The organism is Micromonospora sp. NPDC000663 (assembly GCF_042898105.1).
GTDB lineage: Bacteria > Actinomycetota > Actinomycetes > Mycobacteriales > Micromonosporaceae > Micromonospora.
In genome coordinates this window covers 258,397-283,318 of record NZ_JBIAYR010000005.1, presented here as the reverse complement: position 1 = coordinate 283,318, position 24,922 = coordinate 258,397, and the positions used below count along the sequence as shown (strand labels likewise).

23 protein-coding genes are annotated in these 24,922 nt (G+C 72.1%); 12 read left to right on the top strand and 11 right to left on the bottom strand.

Going from position 1 to position 24,922, the window contains the following annotated elements:
- Window positions 1–158: 158 nt before the first annotated feature.
- From ACFY1S_RS19835 to ACFY1S_RS19820, 4 genes are all read right to left on the bottom strand, one after another.
- Window positions 159–1,790: a cytochrome b N-terminal domain-containing protein gene (locus ACFY1S_RS19835; RefSeq protein ID WP_387119939.1), complete on the bottom strand. Its 1,632-nt coding sequence runs from the start codon at window positions 1,788–1,790 to the stop codon at window positions 159–161.
- Window positions 1,787–2,875, bottom strand: a complete 1,089-nt coding sequence (locus tag ACFY1S_RS19830) for a ubiquinol-cytochrome c reductase iron-sulfur subunit (RefSeq protein WP_387119936.1) — start codon at window positions 2,873–2,875, stop codon at window positions 1,787–1,789. Before ACFY1S_RS19830 ends, ACFY1S_RS19835 begins: the two co-directional genes overlap by 4 nt.
- 64 nt (window positions 2,876–2,939) lie before the next feature.
- Window positions 2,940–3,776 carry a cytochrome c gene (locus tag ACFY1S_RS19825; protein WP_364362534.1) on the bottom strand — a complete coding sequence of 279 codons (837 nt, stop codon included), beginning with the start codon at window positions 3,774–3,776 and terminating at the stop codon, window positions 2,940–2,942.
- A 70-nt stretch (window positions 3,777–3,846) separates the two neighbouring features.
- Window positions 3,847–4,446 carry a heme-copper oxidase subunit III gene (locus ACFY1S_RS19820; RefSeq protein ID WP_139585788.1) on the bottom strand — a complete coding sequence of 200 codons (600 nt, stop codon included), beginning with the start codon at window positions 4,444–4,446 and terminating at the stop codon, window positions 3,847–3,849.
- 108 nt (window positions 4,447–4,554) lie between these two features.
- Here ACFY1S_RS19820 and ACFY1S_RS19815 point away from each other — a divergent pair, with 108 nt between their 5' ends.
- The 4 genes from ACFY1S_RS19815 to ACFY1S_RS19800 all read left to right on the top strand — a co-directional run bounded on the left by ACFY1S_RS19815 (window position 4,555) and on the right by ACFY1S_RS19800 (window position 7,458).
- Window positions 4,555–5,475, top strand: a complete 921-nt coding sequence (locus tag ACFY1S_RS19815; protein WP_387119932.1) for a cytochrome c oxidase assembly protein — start codon at window positions 4,555–4,557, stop codon at window positions 5,473–5,475.
- A 107-nt stretch (window positions 5,476–5,582) separates the two neighbouring features.
- Entirely contained in the window at window positions 5,583–5,978 is a 396-nt protein-coding gene (locus ACFY1S_RS19810; protein ID WP_357993430.1) for a hypothetical protein, read from the top strand.
- 92 nt (window positions 5,979–6,070) lie between these two features.
- Window positions 6,071–7,117 (top strand): anthranilate phosphoribosyltransferase, encoded by a 1,047-nt coding sequence (gene trpD / locus ACFY1S_RS19805; RefSeq protein ID WP_387119928.1) that lies wholly within the window; start codon window positions 6,071–6,073, stop codon window positions 7,115–7,117.
- Between the two features lie 134 nt (window positions 7,118–7,251).
- Window positions 7,252–7,458 (top strand): hypothetical protein, encoded by a 207-nt coding sequence (locus ACFY1S_RS19800; RefSeq protein ID WP_387119925.1) that lies wholly within the window; start codon window positions 7,252–7,254, stop codon window positions 7,456–7,458.
- Window positions 7,459–7,552: 94 nt separating this feature from the next.
- Here the strand turns inward: ACFY1S_RS19800 and ACFY1S_RS19795 are convergent, their stop codons facing one another.
- Together ACFY1S_RS19795 and coxB are read right to left on the bottom strand one after the other, a co-directional pair.
- Window positions 7,553–7,978 carry a cytochrome c oxidase subunit 4 gene (locus ACFY1S_RS19795; RefSeq protein WP_387119922.1) on the bottom strand — a complete coding sequence of 142 codons (426 nt, stop codon included), beginning with the start codon at window positions 7,976–7,978 and terminating at the stop codon, window positions 7,553–7,555.
- Window positions 7,979–7,988: 10 nt separating this feature from the next.
- Window positions 7,989–8,960 (bottom strand): cytochrome c oxidase subunit II, encoded by a 972-nt coding sequence (gene coxB, locus ACFY1S_RS19790; protein ID WP_387119919.1) that lies wholly within the window; start codon window positions 8,958–8,960, stop codon window positions 7,989–7,991.
- A 311-nt stretch (window positions 8,961–9,271) separates the two neighbouring features.
- Here coxB and ACFY1S_RS19785 point away from each other — a divergent pair, with 311 nt between their 5' ends.
- Together ACFY1S_RS19785 and ACFY1S_RS19780 are read left to right on the top strand one after the other, a co-directional pair.
- Window positions 9,272–10,423, top strand: a complete 1,152-nt coding sequence (locus ACFY1S_RS19785) for a cysteine desulfurase family protein (RefSeq protein ID WP_387119916.1) — start codon at window positions 9,272–9,274, stop codon at window positions 10,421–10,423.
- On the top strand, window positions 10,420–10,653 hold the full coding sequence (locus ACFY1S_RS19780) for a sulfurtransferase TusA family protein (RefSeq protein WP_387119913.1): 234 nt from the start codon (window positions 10,420–10,422) through the stop codon (window positions 10,651–10,653). Before ACFY1S_RS19785 ends, ACFY1S_RS19780 begins: the two co-directional genes overlap by 4 nt.
- A 116-nt stretch (window positions 10,654–10,769) precedes the next feature.
- Here the strand turns inward: ACFY1S_RS19780 and ACFY1S_RS19775 are convergent, their stop codons facing one another.
- The 3 genes from ACFY1S_RS19775 to ACFY1S_RS19765 form a co-directional block, all read right to left on the bottom strand.
- The gene (locus ACFY1S_RS19775) at window positions 10,770–11,747 is read right to left on the bottom strand and encodes a carbohydrate kinase family protein (protein ID WP_387119910.1); all 978 of its coding nucleotides are present in this window, start codon (window positions 11,745–11,747) and stop codon (window positions 10,770–10,772) included.
- A 163-nt stretch (window positions 11,748–11,910) separates the two neighbouring features.
- The gene (gene erpA / locus ACFY1S_RS19770; protein ID WP_007463211.1) at window positions 11,911–12,279 is read right to left on the bottom strand and encodes an iron-sulfur cluster insertion protein ErpA; all 369 of its coding nucleotides are present in this window, start codon (window positions 12,277–12,279) and stop codon (window positions 11,911–11,913) included.
- A gap of 171 nt (window positions 12,280–12,450) precedes the next feature.
- Entirely contained in the window at window positions 12,451–13,590 is a 1,140-nt protein-coding gene (locus ACFY1S_RS19765) for a glycerate kinase (RefSeq protein ID WP_387120278.1), read from the bottom strand.
- Window positions 13,591–13,658: 68 nt separating this feature from the next.
- On the opposite strand from ACFY1S_RS19765, the gene nadA reads away from it, so the two are divergent.
- The 6 genes from nadA to ACFY1S_RS19735 all read left to right on the top strand — a co-directional run bounded on the left by nadA (window position 13,659) and on the right by ACFY1S_RS19735 (window position 23,737).
- Complete coding sequence (gene nadA, locus ACFY1S_RS19760) at window positions 13,659–14,858, top strand: quinolinate synthase NadA (protein ID WP_387119907.1); 1,200 nt, start codon at window positions 13,659–13,661, stop codon at window positions 14,856–14,858.
- Between the two features lie 212 nt (window positions 14,859–15,070).
- Window positions 15,071–16,426: a UDP-N-acetylglucosamine 1-carboxyvinyltransferase gene (murA, locus tag ACFY1S_RS19755; RefSeq protein WP_387119904.1), complete on the top strand. Its 1,356-nt coding sequence runs from the start codon at window positions 15,071–15,073 to the stop codon at window positions 16,424–16,426.
- A gap of 113 nt (window positions 16,427–16,539) precedes the next feature.
- Complete coding sequence (locus ACFY1S_RS19750; RefSeq protein ID WP_364362524.1) at window positions 16,540–17,133, top strand: DUF3043 domain-containing protein; 594 nt, start codon at window positions 16,540–16,542, stop codon at window positions 17,131–17,133.
- A gap of 145 nt (window positions 17,134–17,278) precedes the next feature.
- Complete coding sequence (locus tag ACFY1S_RS19745; RefSeq protein ID WP_387119901.1) at window positions 17,279–17,839, top strand: helix-turn-helix domain-containing protein; 561 nt, start codon at window positions 17,279–17,281, stop codon at window positions 17,837–17,839.
- A gap of 392 nt (window positions 17,840–18,231) precedes the next feature.
- The gene (locus ACFY1S_RS19740) at window positions 18,232–22,695 is read left to right on the top strand and encodes a WG repeat-containing protein (RefSeq protein WP_387119898.1); all 4,464 of its coding nucleotides are present in this window, start codon (window positions 18,232–18,234) and stop codon (window positions 22,693–22,695) included.
- A gap of 43 nt (window positions 22,696–22,738) precedes the next feature.
- Window positions 22,739–23,737 carry an aldo/keto reductase family protein gene (locus ACFY1S_RS19735; protein ID WP_387119895.1) on the top strand — a complete coding sequence of 333 codons (999 nt, stop codon included), beginning with the start codon at window positions 22,739–22,741 and terminating at the stop codon, window positions 23,735–23,737.
- Between the two features lie 55 nt (window positions 23,738–23,792).
- Here the strand turns inward: ACFY1S_RS19735 and ACFY1S_RS19730 are convergent, their stop codons facing one another.
- On the bottom strand, window positions 23,793–24,590 hold the full coding sequence (locus tag ACFY1S_RS19730) for a site-2 protease family protein (protein WP_364362520.1): 798 nt from the start codon (window positions 24,588–24,590) through the stop codon (window positions 23,793–23,795).
- Window positions 24,590–24,790: a hypothetical protein gene (locus ACFY1S_RS19725; protein ID WP_007463228.1), complete on the bottom strand. Its 201-nt coding sequence runs from the start codon at window positions 24,788–24,790 to the stop codon at window positions 24,590–24,592. The genes ACFY1S_RS19730 and ACFY1S_RS19725 overlap by 1 nt, the downstream gene beginning before the upstream one ends.
- Window positions 24,791–24,922 lie beyond the last annotated feature (132 nt).

Here is a 24,922-nt window from a genome sequence, read left to right as displayed (position 1 = left end):
CCCGGCTCACCGGGGTTATTCCTGCGATCCCCCGACGCGCGGGGTCGACCGGTCCTGCCGTGGCCGTCCGACTCCTGGTCGGATGGGCGGTGGACGCGGACACGACGGGGCGCCCGCCGGAATTCCGACGGGCGCCCCGTAACCGTGCGATCAGGCGATCAGCGTCGGCTCTCGCCGCTGCCGATCTCCTCGCGCTCGGGCCGGGCCTCGACCGGCGGGTGCCCCGGCGAGACAGGCGCCTCGACCGGCTTCTCGATCGGGTAGAAGAAGCCCCTGATGGCCGGGCCGAGTGCACCGAGCCGGTTCATCTTCTTGGGCACCACCCAGCCGACGTACTCCAGCTCACCGTGGCCGTCCGTGTGCCCATCGGACGCGCTGAGCGGCTGGTGCACCTCGACGAACCGGCCGTCCGGCAGGCGCCTGATGATGCCGGTCTCGACGCCGTGCGCGAGCACCTCCCGGTCGTGCTGCTGCAGACCGAGGCAGAGCCGGTAGGTGATGTAGTACGCGATCGGCGGGACCACGAGCAGGCCGATCCGGCCCGCCCAGGTCATCGCGTTCAGGCTGATCTGGAACTTGTCCGCGATCACGTCGTTGGCGCCGGAGAGCGTCAGGACGATGTAGAAGGCGACGGCCATGGCGCCGACGGCGGTACGGGCCGGAACGTCCCGGGGACGCTGGAGCAGGTTGTGGCTCTTGCGGTCCTTGAGCTGCCGGGCCTCCAGGAACGGGTACATCGTCGACAGGCCGACCAGGATGCCGGGCAGGACGACAGTCGGCCAGAACAGCGGCGGGATGACGTACCCGTCGCCGATCGGGATGTTGATCTCCCAGGCCGGCATGAGTCGGGTCGAGCCGTCGAGGAACATGACGTACCAGTCGGGCTGGCTGGCGGCCGAGACCACCCACGCCTCGTACGGGCCGAACAGCCAGATGGGGTTGATCTGGAACAGACCACCCATCAGCGCGATGACGCCGAAGACGACCATGAAGAAGCCGCCCTGCTTCAGCGCGTAGCGCGGGAACATCCGCTCGCCGACCACGTTGTTGTTGGTCCGGCCGGGGCCGGGCCACTGGGTGTGCTTCTGCTTGAAGACCAGCCCCAGGTGGACGCTGATCAGCGCGACGAGCAGACCCGGGATGAGCAGCACGTGGGCGATGAAGAACCGGCTGATGATGATCGTGCCCGGGAACTCGCCACCGAAGATCGACGAGGTGACCCAGGAGCCGATCACCGGGATGGACAGCATGATCGCCGAGGCGATCCGCAGGCCGGTGCCGGACAGGCCGTCGTCCGGCAGCGAGTAGCCGGTGAAGCCGGCCAGGAAGCCGACCCAGAACAGCAGCGAACCGATGATCCAGTTGGTCTCGCGCGGCTTGCGGAAGGCGCCGGTGAAGAACACCCGCAGCATGTGCACGACGATGGCGGCCATGAACAGCAGCGCCGCCCAGTGGTGCATCTGCCGCATCACCAGACCGCCGCGGACGTCGAACGAGATGTCCAGGCTGGAGGCGTACGCGGCGGACATCGGGGTGCCCTGCAACGGCGCGTAGCTGCCGTCGTAGACCACCTCGGTCATCGCCGGCTCGAAGAAGAAGGTGAGGAACACACCTGTCAGCAGCAGCACGACGAACGAGAACAGCGCGATCTCGCCGAGCAGGAAGGACCAGTGGTCCGGGAAGACCTTGTTCAGCAGCTTGCGCAGCGGCGTGGCCACCGCGAAGCGGTCGTCCACTCCCACCGCGGCCTTGCCCGGCGTGGCTGCCAGGTCAAACTTTCGACGCTTCATGGCCGCTCCCAGAAATCAGGCCCGACGGTCTCGGTGTAGTCGGACTTCGCCACGAAGAAGCCCTCGGAGTCGACCTCGATGGGCAACTGCGGCAGCCGCCGGCTGGCAGGGCCGAAAACGGGCTTGGCGTTGTCGGTGATCAGGAACTGGGACTGGTGGCACGGGCAGAGCAGACGGTTGGTCTGCTGCTCGTACAGGCTGGCCGGGCAACCGGCGTGCGTGCAGATCTTGGAGAACGCCGCGTAGTTGCCCCACATGTAGTCGCCGTGGCCGATCCGCTCGTTGGCCCGGCGCGACTCCTGCGCGTCGGAGTCCCGAAGGTGGATCAGGAGCGTCGGCGAGTCGGCGTGCCTGTTGCTCACGCCGTGGTCGATGCCGGGGAAGACGGTCAGCTGGCCGCCGGCACTGATGTCGGCCGGGCGGATCGGGCGACCGTCCTCACGGACCAGGCGGATCCGTTCGCCACCCTCGGCGGCGGCGAAGCCGGTGGTGAACATCTGGTTGTTCTTGTGCGGCTGCGAGATCAGACCGCCGACCAGGGGCGCCGCGGCGACCGCGCCGACCGGCGCGAGACCGGCCAGCAGCGAGATGCCGAGCAGCGGGCGGCGCTTCACACCCAGCTCGTCGGCCATGTAGAGCATCGTCTGGCCGGTGATCGTACGGCCCTCGGAGTCCACCTGGCCCTCGTGCCGGTCCTGGATCGAGACCTCCTTGGGCAGCAACTTCTTGCCCCAGGTCAGGATGCCGAAGCCGACGGCGAGCAGGGCCACGCCGAGGGTGGCGCCGAGCAGCGGCGTGTAGAACTTGTCGCCGCCACGGCCCGGCTCGTACTGCCACGGCCACCAGATGTAGATGGCCAGGAAGGCGGTCGCCGCCAGACCGGTGATCAGGAAGAACCCGGCCACGACACGGGTCAGCCGACGCTCGGCCTTCGTGCCGGGCAGCACCTGCGGCTCGTAGTGCACGATCTCGATGTCGTCCCGGCGCGCGCCCTCGCGGACGATGTCGAACCGGGTCAGCTTGGGGTCGTTCACGTCGAGCGGCTCCCGGCCCTGCGGGGCCTGGTGCTCGGTGTGGGTGCTCATGCCGTCACCTCGCTACGGGTGGCGCCGCTCGGCACCACAGCACTGAATCGGATGATCCGCTCGGTCACGACTTGCCCGCAATCCACAGGCTGGCGAAGACGAGCGCCACGATGCCAACCAGGAAGATCGCCAGGCCCTCGGTGGACGGCCCGTACCGACCGAGGTTGAACCCGCCCGGGTCCTGGTCGTGCTTCAGGGTCTCCTGGATGTACGCGATGATGTCGGCCTTCTGCTCCGGCCGGAGCTGGTTGTCGCCGAACACCGGCATGTTCTGCGGGCCGCTCAGCATCGCCGCGTAGATCTGCCGGTCGGTCGCCGGGTGCAGGCTGGGTGCGAACTTGCCCGAGGAGAGCGCGCCGCCACCGCCGCCGAAGGCGTGGCACTGCGAGCAGTTGATCCGGAACAGCTCACCGCCGGCCGCGACGTTGCCGCCGTCACGCAGCTCGTCACCCTCGGGGACGACCGGGCCGCCGCCGAGTTCCTGGATGTACTGGGCCAGCTGGCGGGTCTGCTCGTCGGTGAAGACCGGGGGCTTGCGGTGGGCCTGGGCCTCCTGCCGGGCCATCGGCATCCGGCCGGAGCTGACCTGGAACTCGACAGAGGCCGCGCCGACGCCGACCAGGCTCGGTCCGCGACCCTCGACGCCCTGGGCGTTGCGTCCGTGACAGGTCACACAGCTCACGTCGAACAGCGCCTTGCCCTCGGCGGCGGCGCCGGTCAGCGGCGGGTTGTCCTGTGCCTGCGCACCGGGGGCGAAGACGGTGTAGGCGCCGCCGGCGAGCATCAGCGCGGCGAACAGCCGGACCGCGGCGCCCAGCCGGCGGCGGCCCCTGCTGCGCGCGGCGGGCCGCCCGCGCAACCGCGCGAGCAGGCCGCGTCGGCGGTCGTTGTCAGAAGTCATGAGCGGTGTCCTTAACCGGTTGGACCTGTCTCAGGGGACGGAGCAGCAGTGCGGAGTGTGACGCGCAAGATCACTGAAGCCAGTAGATCATGGCGTACAGCCCGATCCACACCACGTCGACGAAGTGCCAGTAGTACGACACGACGATCGCCGAGGTCGCCTGCGCCGGGGTGAACCGGCCCATGGTCGTACGGACCATGAAGATGATGAAGGCGATCAGACCGCCGGTCACGTGCAGACCGTGGAAGCCGGTGGTCAGGTAGAACATCGACCCGTAACCGTCTTCGTTGATCTTGACACCCTCGTGCACCAGCTCGCGGTACTCGTTCAGCTGGCCGAGCACGAAGATCAGGCCCATCACGAACGTGACGGTGAACCAGCGCCGCAGCGCGTGCACGTCACCCTTCTCCGCCGCGAAGACACCGAGCTGGCACGTCACCGACGAGAGCACCAGGATCACGGTGAAGGTGGTCGCGTACGGGATGTTCAGGTGCTCGGTGTGCTTCTCCCATTGCTCCGGCGCCGCAGCGCGGATCGAGAAGTACATCGCGAACAGCGCCGCGAAGAACATGAGTTCGCTGGAGAGCCACACGATCGTCCCGACGCTGACCATGTTCGGTCGGGTCAGAGAGTGGATCCGGCTCTTGTCAATGGCTGGGGCCGCAGTCACGCCGTCATTATTGCCCCTGACCGGGGCCGGCGATCAGCGGGGTGGCAAACCTGCGCCTTCCGTGGCCCCGGCGTCGAGGTCCGGTTCGCCTGGCCTAGCCTGAAAAGCGTGCTGCACGTCGATCCGATCTTCGCCGCCACCTCGGCTCCGCCGCCGTTCACCGTCGGTCGGGTGCTGACCGAGACCAGGCTGGACAGCTGGCTGGCCCTGGGCCTGGTGCTCGCCGCCGGCCTGTACCTCTACGGAGTGCACCGGCTGCGCGTACGCGGCGACCGCTGGCCGGTCGCCCGGACGGTGTTCTTCCTCGGCCCCGGCCTGGGCGGCATCGCGGTGGTCACGATCAGCGGACTGCACGCGTACGACACCGCGCTGCTGTCGGTGCACATGATCCAGCACATGGTGCTCTCCATGGTGGCGCCGATCTTCCTGGCGCTCGGCGCGCCGATGACGCTTGCCCTGCGCACCCTGCCGGTCGGGCCGCGCAAGCGCCTGCTGGCGATCGTGCACAGCCGCGTCGCCCGGGTGTACAGCTTCCCGCTTGTGGCGTTCGCCATCTTCGTGGTCAACCCGTTCGCGCTGTACTTCAGTGATCTGTACCGCTTCACCCTGGAGCACGCGTGGGCGCACGAGCTGGTGCACGCGCACTTCATCCTGACCGGCTGCGTGTTCTTCTGGCCGCTGCTCGGCCTCGACCCGCTGCCCGGCCGCTGGCCGTACCCGGCGCGGGCGCTGCTGATGCTTCTCTCCGTGCCGTTCCACACAGTGCTCGGGCTCACCATCATGCAGAGCAGCACCCTCTTCGGCGGCGACTGGTACCCGTCGCTCAACCTGAGCTGGTCCGACCCCTGGGACGACCAGGTGGTCGCCGGCGGCATCCTGTGGGCCGGCGGCGAGTTCGTAAGCGTCACCATGCTCGCCGTGCTTGTCGTGCAGTGGGTCAAGCAGTCCGAACGGGAGGCCCGCCGGGTCGACCGCGAGTTGGACCGCCAGGAGGCCCGCGAGCGCGCCGCCGGGCCCGCGGCCGTCTGAGCTGCGCAGACGGTACGCCGACCGGACGGCGTCGGGCGCGGTGTCGACTGCGTCACGTCGACCGGTACGATCGGCGGGCAGCTACGAGGTGGAAGCGGAGTGCCGGCATGAGCGATCGTCTTTGCACCGTTTTGCTCTACAGCGACGACCCGCAGGTCCGGGACCGGATGCGGCTCGCCGTCGGCACCCGGCCCGCGCCCGGGCTGCGCATCGAGTTCGTCGACGCGTCGACGTACGCCGAGACCATCCGGCTGGTCGACGACTACGAGATCGACCTGCTGCTGCTCGACGGTGAGGCCAGCCCCGGCGGCGGCATCGGCATCGCCCGGCAGATCAAGGACGACCGGGAGGACGCTCCCCCGACCTGCCTGGTGATCGCCCGCGCCGCCGACCGATGGCTGGCCGCGTACGCCGAGGTCGACGCCACGCTGGTGCACCCGCTCGACCCGGTGACCACCGGAGGCACGGTGGCCGAGCTGCTGCGGACGCACGCACCCGCCTGACGTCCCCGCCCTCCGGCACCGTCACCCCCGGCGCCGGACGAGTCGGCGCCGGTTCCAGCCCACCCGCACTTCGTACGCTCGGGAGGCCCGCCATGGGCGATCGGACCTGGCCGCACCTGCTCAACGCGCTGCTGCGCGGCGAGGAGCTGACCACCGCCGACACCGCCTGGGCGATGGACGAGATCATGACCGGTTCGGCGAGCCCGGCGCAGATCGCCGCGTTCGCCGTGGCGCTGCGGGCCAAGGGTGAGACGCCGGGCGAGCTGGCCGGTCTGGTGGAGGCGATGCTGGGCCGCTCGGTCCCGGTGGTGCTCTCCGAGGATCTGCGCCGTACCGCGCTCGACGTGGTCGGCACCGGCGGTGACCTCGCCCACACGGTGAACATCTCCACGATGACGGCGCTGGTGGTGGCCGGCGCGGGCGTACGCGTCGTCAAGCACGGCAACCGGGCCGCCTCCTCGCTGTGCGGCACCGCCGACCTGCTGGAGTTCCTCGGCATCCCACTGGACCTCGGCCCGGAGCAGGTGGCCCGCTGTGTCGAGGAGGCAGGCATCGGGTTCTGCTTCGCGGCCCGGTTCCACCCCGGGATGCGGCACGCCGGTCCGGTCCGCCGTGAGGTGGGCGTGCCCACCTTCTTCAACTTCCTCGGCCCGCTGACCAACCCGGCCCGGCCCCGGGCCGGCGCGGTCGGCTGTTTCGACTCTCGGATGGCCCCGGTGATGGCCAGCGTGTTCGCCGCCCGTGGCGACTCCGCGATCGTGATGCGCGGCGAGGACGGGCTTGACGAGTTCACCACCGCCGCGCCGACCCGGGTCTGGGTGGCGCAGGGCGGCACCGTACGCGAGGCCGTGCTGGACGCCACGGACCTCGGGGTTCCCCGGTCCACCCTCGCGGACCTGCGCGGCGGTGACGCCGCCTACAACGCCGGCGTGGCCCGTCGCCTGCTGGCCGGTGAGACCGGTCCGGTCCGGGACGCGGTGCTTGTCAACGCGGCGGCGGCCCTAGCCACCCAGGGGCCGCTGGACGGCGACCTGACCGAGGCGCTGCGCGCCGGCCTGGACCGGGCCGCCGAGTCGATCGACTCCGGGGCGGCGGCCGCGAGCCTGGACCGCTGGATCGGCACCGCCACCGCCGTCTGACCCCACAGCCTGGGGTACCGGGCGGGGAATTGTCGGACCCGGGTGGGAAAGTACAGCCGAGTAGTTCTCCGCTCCCGTCCGTGCGCTGCTGTCGCATCCGGGGAGCGGTTCGCCCGGAGTGAGAGGAGACGCCCGTGTCGCACCGCGAGCTCTACTGCGACGTCTGCGAGGGCGTGGCTGCGTTCGAAGCGCCGCCCTGCGTCGACGGCCACGGCACCGACTGTCCCGAGCTGATCTGCACCGGCTGCGGTGCCGCCGTGGTGGTCGCCACGTTCGCGTCCCCGGTCACCCGGCTGGCCGACCGCCGACGCCGTCCGCCCGCCCGTCGCCGCGCCGCCTGACCCGTCCGGGCCGGGGCATGACGAAGGCCCGCTCCCCCACCGGGGAACGGGCCTTCGTGGCGTCCAGGGCCGGCCGCGACGGCGACCGGGTGGATCAGTGCTCGGCGGTGCGGCGGGTGCCTGTGTAGTACTCGAACAGCAGCCCGCAGGCGGCGAAGACGACAGCCACCAGGCCGGCGCCGATCAGCCAGTACTGCCAGAACACCAGGCCGAGCGCGGCGATCGCGGCGGCCAGCGCCAGACCGAACGGCCAGTAGCTGCCCGGGCTGAAGAAGCCGACCTCACCGGCGCCGTCGGCGATCTCGGCGTCCGGGCGGTCCTCCGGACGCAGGTCGATCCGGCGGGAGACGAACCAGAAGAAGCCACCGCACATCGTGCAGAGCAGGAATGACAGCAGCAGGGCCACGGTGCCCACCCACTCGATGCCACCGGACTCACCGTTGGTCCACGCGGCGTAGAGGATGGTGGCGCCGAAGAGGAACCCGGCGATGATCAGGAAGATACGCCACTCGGTCTTCATGCGGCTGCCCTCAGCTTCCCGGGAAGGCCGGAGCGTCGTCCGGGTTGAAGTTGCTCTGCGTCCGCCGGGTGTCGAACGGTCGCGTGGTCTCCGCGTACGGCTCCTCGCCGATCGCGGAGAGCGCGTCCTGCGTCGACTTGCCGCTCTGCTTGGCCGCCAGGAACTGGTCGTACTTCTCCGGCGAGACGACCCGCAGCTCGAAGTTCATGAACGCGTGGTAGCTGCCGCACAGTTCGGCGCAGCGCCCGACGTAGGCGCCCTCGGTCTCCAGGCTGGAGACCTCGAACACGTTGCGGATCTTGCCGGGCATGACGTCCCGCTTGAAGAGCAGCTCCGGCACCCAGAAGGAGTGGATGACGTCGCGGCTGGTCTCCTCGAACCGGATCGACCGGTTGGTCGGCAGCACCAGCACCGGGATGACCTCGCTGGTGCCGAGCGTCGACGCGGTGGTCTTGGCGTCCACGCCCTGACCGTCGCGGTAGTTGAACTGCCAGTTCCACTTGAACGCGACGACCTCGACCGTGACGTCCGGGTTCTTCGACAGCTTGTCCACGTCGGTCTGCACGATCGCCGTGTAGTAGAAGAGCACCGAGACGATCAGGATCGGCGCGATGGTGTAGAGGAACTCCATCGGCATGTTGTAGCGGGTCTGCACCGGCAGCGCGTTGCCACGCTTGCGGTAGCGCACGACGCACCAGAAGATCAGGCCCCACACGAACACACCGACCGCCAGGGCGGCGATGCAGGAGGCGATCCACAGGTCGTACATCCGCCGGGACTCCGCCGAGATGCCCCCCTGCGGCCAGCCGAAGCCGTCGAACGCCGCACCGACGTCACAGCCCGTGAGCAGGACCAGCAGCGCCACGCCACCGAGACCGAGCCCGGCCAGCCGACCAGCACCGCGCCGCCGGCGCCCACCGGCCCCTGGGGAAGCGCTGTGCCGTACGGCCGACGGCCGTACCTCCGAACTCCTTGCGACCACCTGGTCCTGCCTCCCTAGCGCGCCGCGGTGCGTCTTTCCTCGGCACCGACGGCAAAGGCGTCACCGACGGTCGCAGATTACTCGACCATGACGGACTCGGCCGTGGTGGGGTCGCTGTCCGCCCCCATCGGGGGATCCTGGGCATACCGCCGCGATAGCGTGGGGATCCGTGAGCGCGAGGAGTGAGCCGGGTTTGCGAGCCCCACAGCCGCGAACAAAGAAAACCCCGTGAGCGCGAGGAGTGAGCCGGGTTTGCGAGCCCCACAGCCGCGAACAAAGAAAACCCCGTGAGCGCGAGGAGCAGAGGTCCCGTGAGCGCATCCCCGGTCTACCTGGACGCGGCGACCGCCGCGCCGGCGCATCCGGTCGCCCGGCAGGCGCTGCTGGCCGCCCTCGACGACGGCTGGGCCGACCCCGGAAAGCTCTACACCCAGGCCCGCCGCGCCCGGCAGCTGCTCGACGCGGCCCGCGAGGCCACCGCGCAGACGCTCGGCGTCCGCGCCGACGAGGTGTCCTTCACGTCCAGCGGTACGACTGCCGCGCACGGGGCGGTGCTCGGCGGCCTGGCCGGGCGGCGCCGGGTCGGGTCGACGCTCGTGCACTCGGCGATCGAGCACTCCGCTGTGCTGCATGCCGCCGAGCGGCACGTCGCGGCGGGCGGCACCGCCGACGAGGTGCCTGTCGACCGGCTGGGCCGGCTGGACCTGGACGCCTGGTCGGCTGCCGTCCGTGCTCCAGGTGTCGCGCTGGCGGCCCTGATCAGCGCCAGCCACGAGGTGGGCACCGTGCAACCGGTCGCCGAGGCCGCCGCGGCCTGCGCCGACGCCGGGGTGCCGCTGTACGTCGACGCGGCGCAGTCGGTCGGCCGGGTGCCGCTTCCCGCAGGCTGGTCGGTGCTCACCGCCAGCGCGCACAAGTGGGGCGGCCCGCCCGGGGTGGGTGTGCTGGCGGTGCGCAAGGGCACCCGCTGGGAGTCACCGTGGCCGGCCGACGAGCGGGAGGGTGGTCGTACCCCCGGGGTGGTGAATCTGCCCGCGGTGGTGGCGGCGGCGGCGAGCCTGCGCGCGGCGGCGGCCGACGCCGCAGCCGAGGAGGCCAGGTTGGCGCCGCTCGTGGATCGGATCCGGGCGCGGGTCGCGGCGGAGGTGCCCGACGTGGAGGTGGTCGGCGACCCGGTGCTGCGGCTCCCCCACCTGGTGACGTTCTCCTGCCTGTACGTCGACGGCGAGGCGCTGCTGCACGCGCTGGACCGGCGGGGCTTCGCGGTGTCGTCCGGCTCGTCCTGCACGTCGTCCACGCTGCGGCCCTCGCACGTGCTGGAGGCGATGGGGGTGCTCTCGCACGGCAACGTCCGGGTCAGCCTGCACCGGGAGACGACCGAGGCGGACGTGGAGCGGTTCCTCGCCGAGCTGCCCGGGATCGTCGCGGGGCTGCGCGCCGAGGCCGGGGTGGTGGGGCTGTGACGATGCCCGACGAGGTGCTCGACTGCCGGGGCCAGCGCTGTCCGCTGCCGGTGATCGCGGCGGCCCGGCGGATGCCCCAGGTGCCCATCGGGACTGTCGTGCGGGTGCTCGCCGACGACCCGGCCGCGGCGGTCGACATCCCTGCCTGGTGCCGGATGCGCGGCCAGGAGTTCCTGGGAGCCATAAGCGGCTCCGAAGGCTCCGCCTACGACGTCCGCCGCCTGCACTGACCCCGGCCCCGACCCCCGCCCCTCCCCCGGCGATCTTGCGTTTTCGGTCGCCATCTCGCGGCTTCTGTGGGCTTTCGTCCCCGCAGAAAGTGCAAGATCGCCGAGGCGTGGGCGGGTTACGGGATCAGGTGGGGGCGGATCTCGTCTGCTGCGGTGTCGCCGTAGGACTCGGCCAGGCGCTTCACGAACAGGTCGCGGCGGACGTCGTACTCCTGGGTTCCTACCGTCTCCAGGACCAGCGTGGCCAGCAGGGAGCCGACCTGGGCGGCGCGCTCCAGGCCGACGCCCCAGGACAGCGCGGTGAAGAAGCCGGCCCGGAAGCCGTCCCCCACCCCGGTCGGGTCGACAGCCCGGATCTCCCGCGCGATCGGCACGTGGATCGGGTCGATGCCACGGCCGGCGATCTCCACACCGTGCTTGCCCAGCGTGGTGACCCGTACCTTGACCAGGTCCAGCAGCTGGTCGTCGCTGAGCTGCGCCTTGCTCTGCAACAGCGACTTCTCGTAGTCGTTGGTCATCAGGTACTCGGCGCCCTCGATCAGGGCCACCACGTCCTCGCCGCCCATCCGGGCGAGCTGCTGCGACGGGTCGGCGGCGAACGCGTACCCGCGGGTGCGGCACTCGGCCGAGTGACGCAGCATCGCCTCCGGGTCGTTGGCGCTGACCAGCACCAGGTCCAGACCGCCGAGCCGGTCGGCGACCGGGGCCAGCTCGATGTTGCGGGCCTCACTCATCGCGCCCGCGTAGAACGAGGCGATCTGGCACATGTCGGTGTCGGTGGTGCAGACGAACCGCGCGGTGTGCGCTACCTCGCTGACGTGCACCGAATCACAGTCGACGCCGTGCCGCTCCAGCCAGGAGCGGTAGTCGGCGAAGTCGGCGCCGACCGCCCCGAGCAGCACCGGGCGCAGGCCCAGCTGCCCCATGCCGAAGGAGATGTTCGCCGCCACACCGCCACGGCGGAGCACCAGATCGTCCACCAGGAAGGAGAGGGACACCTTGTGCAGCTGATCGGCGATGAGCTGGTCGGCGAAGCGACCGGGAAAGCTCATCAGATGATCGGTGGCGATCGAGCCGGTCACGGCGATCTTCATGTCAACCCTCGGGGTCGGGAGCAGGGCGCGGTCAGCCTACCGGCCCGGTGAACCGGTGGTGTCCGGTCGGTCGGACAACGACTACCGGTCGGGACCGCTCCCGGCACGACGACGGGGCCGCCCCGAAGGACGGCCCCGACGTCGCTGGTGCGTGGCGCGTGACTCAGTTGAACGAGTCACCGCAGGCGCAGGAGTTGCCCGCGTTGGGGTTGTCGATGGTGAAGCCCTGGGCGTCGATCCGGTCGGCGAAGTCGATCGTCGCGCCGGACAGGTACGGGGCGCTCATCCGGTCGACGACGACCTCGACACCACCGAAATCGGTGACGACATCACCGTCGAGCGAACGCTCGTCGAAGAACAGCTGGTACCGCAGGCCGGAGCAGCCACCCGGCTGCACCGCGACGCGGAGCCGCAGGTCGTCGCGGCCCTCCTGCTCGATCAGGGCCTTGACCTTCTGCGCCGCGACGTCGGTGAGGACGACGGAAGTAGGGGCCTGGGCCTCGGTCGACTCGGTCTGCGCTGGCGTGGTCACGTGGAAGTCTCCCTGCGCGGTTTGGGTCCGGACGCACTGGCCAACGTCGCACGCCGACCAATGATTCCCGGTTGTGGTCCTCTCCCGATCGTACGCCGCCTCGGCCTGGTGCACCCGCGTGGCGTGATCGCCGCCGCAGGTCGGCCCGGTCGACGGGGCGACCTGCGGCGCTCAGCGGCTCCACTGCCGGGCCAGTCGGGCACCCATCTCGCGCAGTCCGTCCGCAGGGCGGCTCAGCGCGGCGTCGAGCCCGCCGGCCTGTTCCCCGCCGAAGTGCTCCACCAGGCTGTACGCGTCGGTGACCCCGGCCGACGCGGCCTCGCGCCGGCCGGTGCTGACCTGGCCGGCCACCACCACGCAGGGCACACCCCGGTCGCGGGCCGCGCCGGCCACCCCGGCGACCACCTTGCCGCGCAGCGACTGGTGGTCGAAGGACCCCTCCCCGGTGATCACCAGGTCGGCGGCGTCCAGCGCGGCGTCCAGCGCGGTGGCCCTGGTGACCAGGCCGATGCCCGACTCGCAGCCGCCGCCGAGGGCGAGGATCGCCGCGCCGAGCCCACCCGCGGCACCGCCGCCGGGCAGGGCGCCGAGCCCGGCCGGACAGCCGGGCAGGTCCCGCTCCAGGACCGCCGCGAAGCGTTCCAGGGCGGCGTCGAGCAGCAGCACGTCGGCGCGGTCGGCGCCCTTCTGCGGGCCGAACACGTTGCTCGCGCCGTGCAGGCCGAGCAGCGGGTTGTCCACGTCGGTGGCGGCGACCAGACGGGCGTCACGCAGCCGGGGCGCGCCGTCGAGGGCGTCGACCAGGGCCAGGGTCGCCCCGCCGTACGGCAGCGCGGCGCCCGCGGCGTCCAGTGGCGTCACGCCCAGCGCGGCGAGCATCCCGGCGCCGGCGTCGTTGGTGGCCGAGCCGCCCAGCCCGATCACCACCGTCCGTGCCCCGCTCTCCACCGCGGCGGCCACCAGCAGGCCCAGCCCGTACGAGGTGGTGGTCTTCGGGTCGCGTTCGGCCACCGACAGCAGGTGCAGCCCGCACGCCTGGGCGCTCTCCAGGTAGGCGGTCGAGCCGTCGGCGGTGAGCAGGATCTCACCTGCCGCCGGCCGTCCCAGCGGGTCGACGGTCGGCACCGGCACGCGCCGCCCGTCGAGAGCGTCGGCGAGCACCTCCACGAAGCCCGGCCCGCCGTCGGCGAGGGGCCGGATCAGCAGGTCGTCACCGTCGGCGACGGAGCGCCAACCGGCGGCCACCGCGTCGGCCACCTCCGGTGCGGACAGGGTGCCGGCGAACTTGTCCGGGCAGAGCAGCACGCGCATGCCGAGCAGTGTGGCAGCCCACACCGAGCGAAGCTGCGCCGTGCTCGCGCTGTGGGACCATGGGCTACGTGACTTCGACCTGGGTGGAACCCTCCAACACGGCGACGGCTCTGCTGCTGCTCGGCCGGGGCAGCGACCCCGACACCGAGCGCGGCGTCGAGTGTCCGGGCGATCTGCCGGCGCCCAGCGATCCGGATCTGGTGGCCCGCGCCACCGCCGCGAAGGCGAAGCTGGGCAGCAAGGTCTTCGTGCTGGGGCACCACTACCAGCGCGACGAGGTGATCCAGTTCGCGGACGTGACAGGCGACTCGTTCAAGCTGGCCCGGGAGGCGGCCGCCCGTCCGGACGCGGAGTACATCGTCTTCTGCGGCGTGCACTTCATGGCCGAGAGCGCCGACATCCTCACCACCGACACCCAGCGGGTCATCCTGCCCGACCTCGCGGCGGGCTGTTCGATGGCGGACATGGCCGTGCTGGGGCAGGTCGAGGCCGCCTGGGACACGCTCACCGAACTGGGCATCGCCGGCGAGACGGTCCCGGTGACGTACATGAACTCCTCGGCCGACATCAAGGGCTTCGTCGGCCGCAACGGAGGCGTGGTCTGCACGTCGTCGAACGCCAAGCGCGCCCTGGACTGGGCGTTCGAGCAGGGGCAGAAGGTGCTCTTCCTGCCCGACCAGCACCTGGGCCGCAACACGGCGGTGCTGGAGATGGGCCTGTCGCTTGACGACTGCGTGCTCTACGACCCGCACAAGCCCGGTGGCGGGCTGACCCCGGAGCAGCTGCGCGACGCCAAGATGATCCTCTGGCGGGGGCACTGCTCGGTGCACGGCCGGTTCACGCTCGACAGCGTCAACGACGTACGGGAGCGGGTGCCCGGCGTCAACGTGCTGGTCCACCCGGAGTGCCGGCACGAGGTGGTAACCGCGTCCGACTACGTCGGTTCCACGGAATACATCATCAAGACGATCGAGGCGGCGCCGGCCGGCTCGGCGTGGGCGTTGGGCACCGAGCTGAACCTGGTCCGCCGGCTCGCGCTGGCGCACCCGGACAAGCAGATCATGTTCCTGGACAAGGCGGTCTGCTACTGCTCGACGATGAACCGGATCGACCTGCCGCACCTGGTCTGGGCCCTGGAGGAGCTGGTCGCGGGCCGGGTGGTCAACCAGATCACGGTGGACGCCGACACCGCCCACCACGCCCGGGTGGCACTGGACCAGATGCTCGCCCTGCCCGGCGCGGACACTCCGCCACCGAGCGCCGGCTGATCACTTTCCGTAGCGTCGTTGGTACGCAAAAGTGCCGGATCACCGATTAATGCCACACACGCCGGTGTGACCGAGTCCTTTTTCGTCACCGAGGGCTATGCTGCCGGAGCGACGACGCGAGCGGGCCGTTTCGATATGGCCGCATCCGGGGTAGCGACAAGGTTCACGCTCCCCACCATCAACACAGCAGCACCGAAGCGCTGGAGGTTGCGTTGACCGACGACGTCCTGGTCGTGCACGGAGGCACTCCGCTCGAAGGGCGGATCCGCGTGCGCGGCGCGAAGAACCTGGTTTCGAAGGCGATGGTCGCCGCGCTTCTCGGCGACACCCCGAGCCGACTGTTCGACGTGCCAAAGATCCGTGACGTCGAGGTGGTCCGGGGTCTACTCGGTCTGCACGGCGTCAAGGTGACCGACGGCGTCGAGGACGGCGAACTCGTCTTCGACCCCGCGAACGTGGAGAGCGCGAGCACCGACCAGATCAACGTGCACGCGGGGTCGAGCCGGATCCCGATCCTGTTCTGCGGTCCGCTGCTGCACCGGCTCGGGCACGCGTTCATTCCGGACCTGGGCGGCTGTCACATCGGCCCGCGTCCGATCGACTTCCACCTGCAGGCGCTGCGCGAGTTCGGCGCGACTGTCGACAAGCGGCCCGAGGGCCTGCACCTGTCCGCGCCGAACGGTCTGCACGGCACCAAGTTCGCCCTGCCGTACCCGAGTGTCGGCGCCACCGAGCAGGTGCTGCTGACCGCGGTGATGGCCGAGGGTGTCACCGAGCTGCGTAACGCCGCGGTGGAACCGGAGATCATCGACCTGATCTGCATCCTGCAGAAGATGGGGGCGATCATCAAGGTGCACACCGACCGGGTGATCGAGATCCAGGGCGTGCCGAAGCTGCACGGCTACACGCACCGGCCGATCCCGGACCGGATCGAGGCGGCGAGCTGGGCCGCCGCCGCGCTGGCCACCCGTGGCCACGTCGAGGTGCTCGGCGCGCAGCAGGCCGACATGATGACCTTCCTGAACATCTTCCGGTCGGTCGGCGGCGAGTACGAGGTCACCGACGCCCGCGCGCCGAAGCTGGGCGACCCGGGCCAGGAGGGCGGCATCCGCTTCTGGCACCCCGGTGGCGAGCTGAACGCGGTGGCGCTGGAGACCGACGTGCACCCCGGCTTCATGACCGACTGGCAGCAGCCGCTGGTCGTGGCGCTGACCCAGGCCCGCGGCCTGTCGATCGTCCACGAGACGGTGTACGAGCAGCGGCTTGGATACACCGAGGCACTGAACTCGATGGGCGCCAACATCCAGGTCTACCGGGACTGCCTCGGTGGCACCCCGTGCCGCTTCGGCCGGCGCAACTTCAAGCACTCGGCGGTCATCGCCGGGCCGAGCAAGCTGCACGCCGCCGAGCTGGTCATCCCCGACCTGCGGGCCGGGTTCAGCCACCTGATCGCGGCGCTCGCGGCCGAGGGCACCTCCCGGGTGTACGGCGTCGACCTGATCAACCGGGGCTACGAGGACTTCGAGGCCAAGCTCGCCGACCTGGGCGCGCACGCCGAGCGTCCGTAACCCCGATCACCAATCGTTCGACGACGACGGCTCCAGGTCGCACCGCGGCCTGGAGCCGTCGGCCGCTGTACCGCGATGTGCACCGGGCTCCTGTCGTTGGCTACCCTTGCCGCGTGCCGTCGCTCTTTCGCCGCAAGTCCACCGACCTCGTCGACGAGGCCGTCACCTCGGTGACCCCCGAGGAGACCGCCGACCGTCCCCGGGGTTACACCCCGGCCAAGGGTCGCGAGACACCGAAGCGGCCCACCGTCGGCCGTCGCCCGGCCGGGCCCAGCCGTCCTCTGACCAAGGAGGAGGAGCGGGAGCGCCGCCGCCAGCTGCGTGCCGAGGCCGCGTCGGAGTTCCGCCGCGAGGGCGGCCCCCGCGACAGGGGCCCGGAGCGGCTGCTGGCGCGCAACGTGGTCGACTCCCGTCGTACCGTCGGCACCTGGTTCTTCGGCGGCGCGCTGATCGTGCTGATCGGATCGAACGCGGCGATGCCGGCCCCGGTGCGGTTGATCTCCAACCTGCTCTGGGGTGCGTTGGCGCTGGGCGTGGTGATCGACTCCGTGCTGATCTGCCGCAAGATCGGCAAGCTGGTCCGCGAGCGCTTCCCGAAGACCGACCAGCGGATGGGTTCGCTCTACCTGTACGCGGTCATGCGGTCGATCACCTTCCGGCGGATGCGGGCCCCGGCTCCCCAGGTGAATCTGGGCGACAAGGTCTGAGCGCCCGCGCCGCGCGAGCGGCATCGGCCCAAGCCCGTCACGAAGCATCCGGGGCCCGGATGTTCGTTGTACCGTACGCGTAGTTCACCCTGGTGAACAGGTTGTCGCTGGTCGGCCGACGAACACTGATCCCTGGAGCGCAGCCATGCCCGCTGAGCCGGACGGCCCCCTCGCCACCATCGCCGGGGCCCTGCGTCGGGAACGCGAACGGGTGGGCATCTCGCTTACCGAGCTCGCTCGCCGGGCCGGGGTCGCGAAGTCCACACTCTCCCAACTGGAGTCGGGCACCGGCAACCCGAGCATGGAGACGTTGTGGGCGCTCAGCAGGGCGCTCAACGTGCCGCTCGGCCAACTGGTCGAGCCGGCCACGGGCGGCGTGCGGGTGATCAGGGCCGGCGACGGGCCGCAGGTCGGCTCCGAGCAGGCCGACTTCACCGGCAGTCTGCTCAGCGCCGGCGCGGCGCACCTGCGCCGGGACATCTATCTGATCAAGCTGGAACCGGGCGCGATCCGGACCGCCGACGCGCACACACCGCGCAGCGTCGAGCATGTGGTGCTGGCCGCCGGACGGCTGCGGGTGGGCCCCGAGTCGGGCCCGGTCGAGATCGAGCCCGGCGACTACGCGGCGTTTCCCGGCGACGCGCCGCACCGCTACGAGGCGCTGCTGCCCGGCACCGTCGCGGTCCTCGTCATGGAGCATCCCTGAGCCCCGGGCGGGCGCACCGCCCCGGCCCCGGCCCCGGCTCGACGGTGGGAGTATCGTCGAAAGCCAGATTCGGTTATACGCCCAAATGTCCGAAACTATGGGATAACGTTTGCGCCCGTGGGCGGTGCCACAGTGGCGGTGGGAGAGCCCACGCCGTTACCCTCCATCCGCAGCCACGCCCTGCCGGGACGGGCGAACCGGAACCGGTACGCGAGGCCCCAGCGCGACAATTTGCAACGAGGTGACAACGCCGTGAGCGAGCGGACGCGAGCCGGCCACCGGGGCGTGGCAGGCGGCGACCGGACGCCCGGCGGTCACCGGCGTACGAACGCGGACGGCCCACCACCGGCGGGGGTCGACCGAGCGGTCGGGTGCGGCGACGGGCTCGACGGATGAGCGGCCGCTACACCGACCGGTGGCGGGACCCGAACGAACCGTCCTGGGTGCTCGAACCGACCACCGAGTGGCATCCCCAGTTCCCCGGCCAGCGCTACCCCGGCGACATCGGGATGTCCCACCAGCCACCCCCGCCGTCCCGTGGTCGGGCCACAGTGGTCGGCCGCGCCGACGTGCCACCACTGGCGCCCACCCGCCCCGACGGCACCTACCTGGGCCGGTCGTGGGCCGACGAACCCCCGCCCGAGCAGGACCCGTACGGCCGGTCCTGGCCCGACGAGGAGCAGCCCCACGGCCGATCGCGGCTTGACGACGACAACGGCTACGGCCGCCTCCGCGGCGACGAACGTCCGGCCGAGGCGTCCGGCCACGGCCCCTCCACAGACACCCGCCACTACGACCACGAGCCGTACCGGCGGCCACTTCCCGAGCCACCCCGCCGCGACGACCGCCGCTCCGAGCCGGACCGGCGGACCGCCTGGTCCGACCGGCGCCCCGGCGACGAGCGCGCGCCGGCCCGCGAGGCCGCCTGGCACCGCGACCAGCCCGCCACCGAGCGGTACGACAGTCGCCGGTCCCGCCACGAGCCGGCCGAACGGGACCGGGGATACCCGGGCACGCAGCCGGTCTCCCCCGCTCCCCGCGTCGATTCCGGCTGGGTACCGGAACCCGACGAGCCGCCGCGCCGCCGTGGCGCGCAGGACCGCCCGGCCGCCGGCTACGACCGGCACCCCTCCGACGGGTACGGACCCCGCCCCGCCCGGGGTCACGACGGTCGCCCGGTCGACGGCTGGGCCGCCGAGGGCGCGGGCCAGTGGGCGCCCGTGGACAGCCGCTCGCGTCACCGCCCGGACGAGGGCGCCGGCGCACCGCGGACACCCGACGACGGACGCCGCCGCCGGCCCGACCCTGAGACGACGGGCCAGCCGCGCAGGGACGACGAGCGTCGGCGCTCCGACGCCGACCCGCACCGGCAGCAGCCACGCGAGGCGGCGGCCCGCGCCGAGACGTACCCGGACCGGCGTCCCCGCGAGGAGGTACGGCCGGACACCTACCACGAGGCCCGCCCACGGCCCGGTCACCGGCCGGACGGCGACCTGCCGTGGCCGCCCCCGGGCCCGGTGCGTCAGGACCGCGCCCGCGAGACCGGTCCCCGCCCCGAACCGCCCAGGCCCGCCGAACCCGGCGTCGCGGCGCGACCGGCCGCCCGTTCCGAGCGCGCGCCGGCCCCACCGCCCCGGTACGACGAACGACAGGCACGTCCGGCGGCCGCCGCGCCACCGCCGACCACCCACGGTCGGGCCGCTCCGATGCCGCCGGCACCCGTGTCCCCCGCCACGCCGGGCCGGCCCACTCCCGCGCGCCCGGAACGACAGGTGTCCCCCGCGCCTGTCCCGCCGGCCGCGACACCCGGATGGGACCGACCGGTCTCGGCCGCACCGGTCTCCCCCGCGTCGACGGATTACGGGCACCGGCCGGCCGAGCACCTCCCACCCGCTCGCCCGGACGGGGACCGGCCGGTCTCGGCTGCCCCCGTCTCGCCGGCGACCGACGGACCCGTCTCCGGCCCACCGGCCGCCCGCCTCCGGCTGGAGTTCCTGCCCGCGCCCGTGGATCCACCGCTGCCCGACGAGCAGCCGCAGACGCCTCCGCAGCCCCAGTCGCCCTCGCAGTCGCAGTCGCCGTCGCCGTCGCAGTCGCCGTCGCAGTCGCCGTCGCCGTCGCCGTCGGGCGAGCGTCGGACGCCGTCCGGCCCGGCGCCGACGGCCTCGGCCCCGCCGGCCGCGCCGCCGCGCTACCCAGGTGTGAGCCAGGCGAATCGCCAGGCCGACGACGAACGGCGCAGCGCGGAGCGGGCACCCGAGGCGCGGCCGGTCGGTGAACCGGCCCCGCCCGCCTGGCAGCAGCCGGACCGAACCACGCCCCCAGCGGCCCCGGAGGCCGCCGCGCCGTCGGCGGACGCCGAACCGGCGCTCCCGATAGCCCCGGGCGTGCCGCGTCGCTACGTCCCACCACCGCCCTCGGAACCGTCGGTACCGCCCGCCACCGAGCCGGCCGAGGCACCGGCGCGGGGGCCGGACGCCTGGTTCAGCCCCGTCCAGACGGCCGAGTCCGACCGGGACGGTACGACGGCGGACCAGCCGCCCACAGCGGGACGGCCGACCCTCGACGACCCGATCGTCGAGCCGGCCGCACACCCGGTCTCCGCGCCACCGGCGGTCCCGATCTCCGCGCCGCCGGTCTCCGCACCGCCCATCTCGTCACCACCGGCGGCCTCGGTCCCGGCACCGCAGGTGCGCCCGGTCTCCGCGCCGCCCCTCTCGAACCCGCCGACACGGCCCGTCTCCGCACCACCGGCGGCCCAGGTCCCCGCACCGTCAGCGCGCCCCGTCTCCGCGCCGCCCATCTCCGCGCCTCCCGCCGCGGCATCGTCGGCCGGGCCGGTCTCCGCGCCGCCGGCCACAGATGAGGACGACGCACGCTGGGCCCAGGATCCCTTGGCTGACGATGTCGCCGAGGACGGGGAACCCGCGTACGGTCCGGCGGCGCTCGACCCGGTCTCCGGCCCACCGGCACGCCCGGTCTCCGGGTCGCCGGAGGTCACGCCGTCCGGCCCGCGCAGCGAGCCTGACGCCGAGCGTCCCGGCTCCACCCCCGACGTTTTCAGCTCGTGGACGGAGGTCGCCGACCCCGAGGCAGCGGCCCAGCCACCCGCGCCGCCGGTGTGGGACGAGCACGACCCGGCGGTGGGGGTGACCTCCGCGCGGCCCGGCGAGGACCCCGAGCGGCCCGATCCGGCAGAGCCGGTGTCCGCAGCGCCGATGTCCGCACCGCCGATGTCCGCACCGCCGGCGTCCGCAGCGCCGATGTCCGCAGCGCCGGTGTCCGGGCCGCCGTTCCCGTCCGGACCGGTCTCCGCACCACCCGCCCCGGCCACGCCGGTGTCCGCGCCGCCGGTGTCCGGGCCACCCGCCCCGACGACACCCGTGTCCAGCCCGCCCGCAATCGACGTACCCGTGTCCGCGCCGCCCGTCTCCGCGCCGCCCGCAATCGACGTACCCGTGTCGGGTGTGCCGGCCGCGGCCGTTCCGGGGCCGCGGACCGGGTCCCCCGCCGAGAGCGCACCGGTGTCCGCGCCGCCGGAGCCCGCCCGCCCGTCGCTTGCCGACGAGGGTGACCCGGAGCAGGTCCTGGGGGCGTACCGCTGGCGGCTGGACCCGGTCACCCTGCGGGAGGAGTTGACCGAGCCGGATGATCTGCGGGCCATCCGGCGGCGGTTGACCGGGAAGTTGGGCTCGGCCGTCGACAACCGGGCGCGGGCGCGGCTGCTCAGCCTGCGGGCGGTGGCCTCCCGGATCCTCGGCGAACTGGACGACGCGCTTGCCGACGGCCGGCTCGCCCTGACGTACGCCGAGGCCACCGGCGAGCTGCGCCGGACCGCGCTGGCCCAGGCCCGGCTGGCCCACGTGCTGCGCTGGCGCGGCGACTTCGCCGAGGCCGACCTGTTGTTCGCCCGGGCGAACTCGATCGAGCTGCCCGACCGGTTGCGGGCCGCGCTGCACGAGCACGCCGGACGGTCCTGCTACGACCAGGGCCGGCTGATGGAGGCCTGCCACCACTTCGAGCGGGCACTCGACCTGCGCGGCGCCGGCGACGCCGAACTGCTCGACCGGATCCGGGTGGCCCTGGACGCGGTCGCCGCCCGCGCGTCGGCGGACGGCTTCGGGCCGTACCCCAGGAGTCGGGACGACATCCTCGACCGCGACCGGCCCCCGGTGCCGGGGCAGGACGGAGCCCTGTGGGGGTACACCGACGCGGACGGCGACCTGGTCATCCCCGCCCGGTACGCGGAGGTGCAGCAGTTCCACGACGGGCTGGCCTGGGTACGCCGCCCCGACACCGACAGGTGGTCGCTGATCAACCTGCTCGGTACGACTGTGATCCCTCCGTCGTACCGGATGGCGCGTCCGTTCAGCGACGGCCTGGCGTGGGTGGTCGGCGAGGGCGGCTGGACGGCCATCGACGCCACCGGCTCGGTGCAGGTGCCGCCGAACTTCGCCGACGTGCGCCCGTTCCGCAGGGGCGTGGCGGCGGTACGGCGGGAGGGGTGGGGTGCCGTCGACCGGACCGGCCGGATCGTGGTGGCGACCCGTTACCACGGCTTCCACACCGAACTCGCCGGTGGGGAGCAGATCGACGGGTTCACCGACGAGGGGCTGGCGGTCGTGGACGTGGCGGGTCGGCGCGGTGTGGTGGACCGCACGGGGGCGGTGCTGGTGCCGCCGGCGTACCCGACGCTTGTCATCCACCCGGTGGCGTTCCTCGTCGAGACTCCCGGCGGGCGGTGGGGCGCGTTGGACCGGCGCGCCGAGCCGCTTATCGACCCGGTGCACCCCGACCGCGCGGCGGTGCTCGACGAGATCGACAGGTTGCTCGCCGACGCGAATCCGGTGCTCTGAACGCCGGTCGGCGGTGTTCACCTGGCGGGTCTAGGGTCGGGGAATGGAATTCCGACACCTGGGCCGTTCCGGCCTGATGGTCAGCGAGATCTCGTACGGCAACTGGATCACCCACGGTTCGCAGGTGGAGGAGGACGCCGCGTTCGCCTGCGTGCGGGCTGCCCTGGACGCGGGGATCACGACCTTCGACACCGCGGACGTGTACGCCGGCACCCGAGCGGAGGACGTGCTCGGCCGGGCGCTGGAGAACGAACGCCGGGAGGGCCTGGAAATCTTCACGAAGGTCTACTGGCCGACCGGGCCGGGTCGCAACGACCGTGGCCTGTCCCGCAAGCACATCATGGAGTCGATCAACGGCTCGCTGCGCCGGCTGCGTACCGACTACGTGGACCTGTACCAGGCCCACAGGTACGACTACAGCACGCCGCTGGAGGAGACGATGGAGGCCTTCGCCGACGTCGTGCACTCCGGTAAGGCGCACTACATCGGGGTCTCCGAGTGGACCGCCGAGCAGCTGCGCGCCGCGCACCCGCTCGCCCGGGAGCTGCACGTCCCGCTCGTCTCCAACCAGCCGCAGTACTCGATGCTGTGGCGGGTCATCGAGGCCGAGGTGGTGCCGGCCAGCGAGGAGCTGGGCATCGGGCAGATCGTCTGGTCGCCGATGGCGCAGGGCGTGCTCTCCGGCAAGTACCTGCCGGGCCAGCCGCCGCCGGCCGGTTCCCGCGCCACCGACGAGAAGTCCGGCGCGGGCTTCATCTCCCGGTTCATGAACGACGACGTGCTGACCCGGGTGCAGCGGCTCAAGCCCCTCGCCGAGCAGGCCGGGCTGAGCATGGCCCAGCTCGCCGTGGCGTGGGTCCTGCAGAGCCCGAACGTCTCCTCGGCGATCATCGGCGCGTCCCGCCCGGACCAGGTGCACGACAACGTGAAGGCGGCCGGGGTGAAGCTCGACGCCGAACTGCTCAAGGCGATCGACGAGATCGTCGAGCCAGTCACCGAACGGGACCCGGCGAAGACCGAGTCTCCCGCGCAGCGTCCCTGACGCCGGTCCGGCCCGGTCGGCGCGTCACCCGTCGCGCCGACCGGGTCGGGTCAGCTCAGCTCTGCCAGAAGCGGATCAGATCCAGGCCGGTGGCGTAGAGCCACGACGGCAGGCCGAGCAGGTCACCGACCGCGAAGACCGCGTCGAAGAACCACCCTCCGATGCGCGGGTTCCACAGCAGCGCGAAGAGCAGGATGAAGCCGTACGGGGCGAACAGGTCGTACATCCGCCGCCACTGCGGGTTGAGCCACGGTTGGATCATGTTGCCGCCGTCCAGGCCGGGCACCGGCAGCAGGTTGAGCACGCTCGCGGTGAGCTGGAGGAACGCCAGCAGCGCCACCCCGGCCCAGAACTCCACAGGGCCACCCGAGGACGTACCGAGTCGTACCGCCAGCACCAGCAGCAACGTGAACAGCACGTTCGTCGCCGGGCCGGCGAGGCTGACAAGTGTGTGCCGCAGCCGCCCCGGGATGGAGTGCCGGTCCACCCACACCGCCCCGCCGGGCAGGCCGATGCCGCCGAGCAGCACCACCACCACCGGCAGCACGATCGACAGCAGCGGGTGGGTGTACTTGAACGGGTTGAGCGTCAGGTAGCCGCGGTGGGCGATGTCCCGGTCACCGGCCCGGTAGGCGACCACCGCGTGGGCGTACTCGTGCAGGCAGAGCGAGACCAGCCAGCCGGAAACCACGAACAGGAACACGTTGAACCGGGCGTTGCCGTACCCGTTCCAGCTCAGCACGCCGCTGACGGCGAAGAGCGCGACCAGGCCGAGGAAGACCGGGCTGGGCCGGAACGCCGCCTTCGGCACGCCGAGCACCAGCCCGTCGGCGCCCGGCCGGTCGTAGCTCATCACTCGGCCGTGGGCAGCAGGCTCATCCGGTAATCCACCCGGTCGTCCTCCACGAGCGCGACCGATGTGACGCCGGACGCCGCGAGCTCCCGCCAGGTCTGACCGATCCAGGATTCGGCGTCGGCCTGACTGCCGAACGACTCCGCAGGTCCCTCGACCGTCTGCCCGTCCGTGCCCTCGTACCGCCAGCTCCACGCCATGCCGCGTCTCCCCTCGCCGCTGAAGTCCCCGTGGGACGAACCCCCGCCAGCGTAGTCGGCCCCGCGCCCGACGGCCGCTCGCTCGCCTCCGCCGCGACCGGTGGGTTGATCAATCCCGGTCCGCCACGGCGC

Excerpts from the sequence above, each read along its gene's own strand:
- ACFY1S_RS19765 (WP_387120278.1), bottom strand. The coding sequence starts at position 13,590 with ATGCGCGTGCTGCTCTGCCCGGACAAGTTCGCCGGCACCCTGTCCGCA.
- ACFY1S_RS19745 (WP_387119901.1), top strand. The coding sequence starts at position 17,279 with ATGCCCGCTGAGCCGGACGGCCCCCTCGCCACCATCGCCGGGGCCCTG.
- ACFY1S_RS19725 (WP_007463228.1), bottom strand. The coding sequence starts at position 24,790 with ATGGCGTGGAGCTGGCGGTACGAGGGCACGGACGGGCAGACGGTCGAG.
- ACFY1S_RS19730 (WP_364362520.1), bottom strand. The coding sequence starts at position 24,590 with ATGAGCTACGACCGGCCGGGCGCCGACGGGCTGGTGCTCGGCGTGCCG.
- ACFY1S_RS19795 (WP_387119922.1), bottom strand. The coding sequence starts at position 7,978 with ATGAAGACCGAGTGGCGTATCTTCCTGATCATCGCCGGGTTCCTCTTC.
- ACFY1S_RS19740 (WP_387119898.1), top strand. The coding sequence starts at position 18,232 with ATGAGCGGCCGCTACACCGACCGGTGGCGGGACCCGAACGAACCGTCC.
- ACFY1S_RS19735 (WP_387119895.1), top strand. The coding sequence starts at position 22,739 with ATGGAATTCCGACACCTGGGCCGTTCCGGCCTGATGGTCAGCGAGATC.
- ACFY1S_RS19830 (WP_387119936.1), bottom strand. The coding sequence starts at position 2,875 with ATGAGCACCCACACCGAGCACCAGGCCCCGCAGGGCCGGGAGCCGCTC.
- ACFY1S_RS19825 (WP_364362534.1), bottom strand. The coding sequence starts at position 3,776 with ATGACTTCTGACAACGACCGCCGACGCGGCCTGCTCGCGCGGTTGCGC.
- ACFY1S_RS19810 (WP_357993430.1), top strand. The coding sequence starts at position 5,583 with ATGAGCGATCGTCTTTGCACCGTTTTGCTCTACAGCGACGACCCGCAG.
- trpD (WP_387119928.1), top strand. The coding sequence starts at position 6,071 with ATGGGCGATCGGACCTGGCCGCACCTGCTCAACGCGCTGCTGCGCGGC.
- ACFY1S_RS19775 (WP_387119910.1), bottom strand. The coding sequence starts at position 11,747 with ATGAAGATCGCCGTGACCGGCTCGATCGCCACCGATCATCTGATGAGC.
- ACFY1S_RS19835 (WP_387119939.1), bottom strand. The coding sequence starts at position 1,790 with ATGAAGCGTCGAAAGTTTGACCTGGCAGCCACGCCGGGCAAGGCCGCG.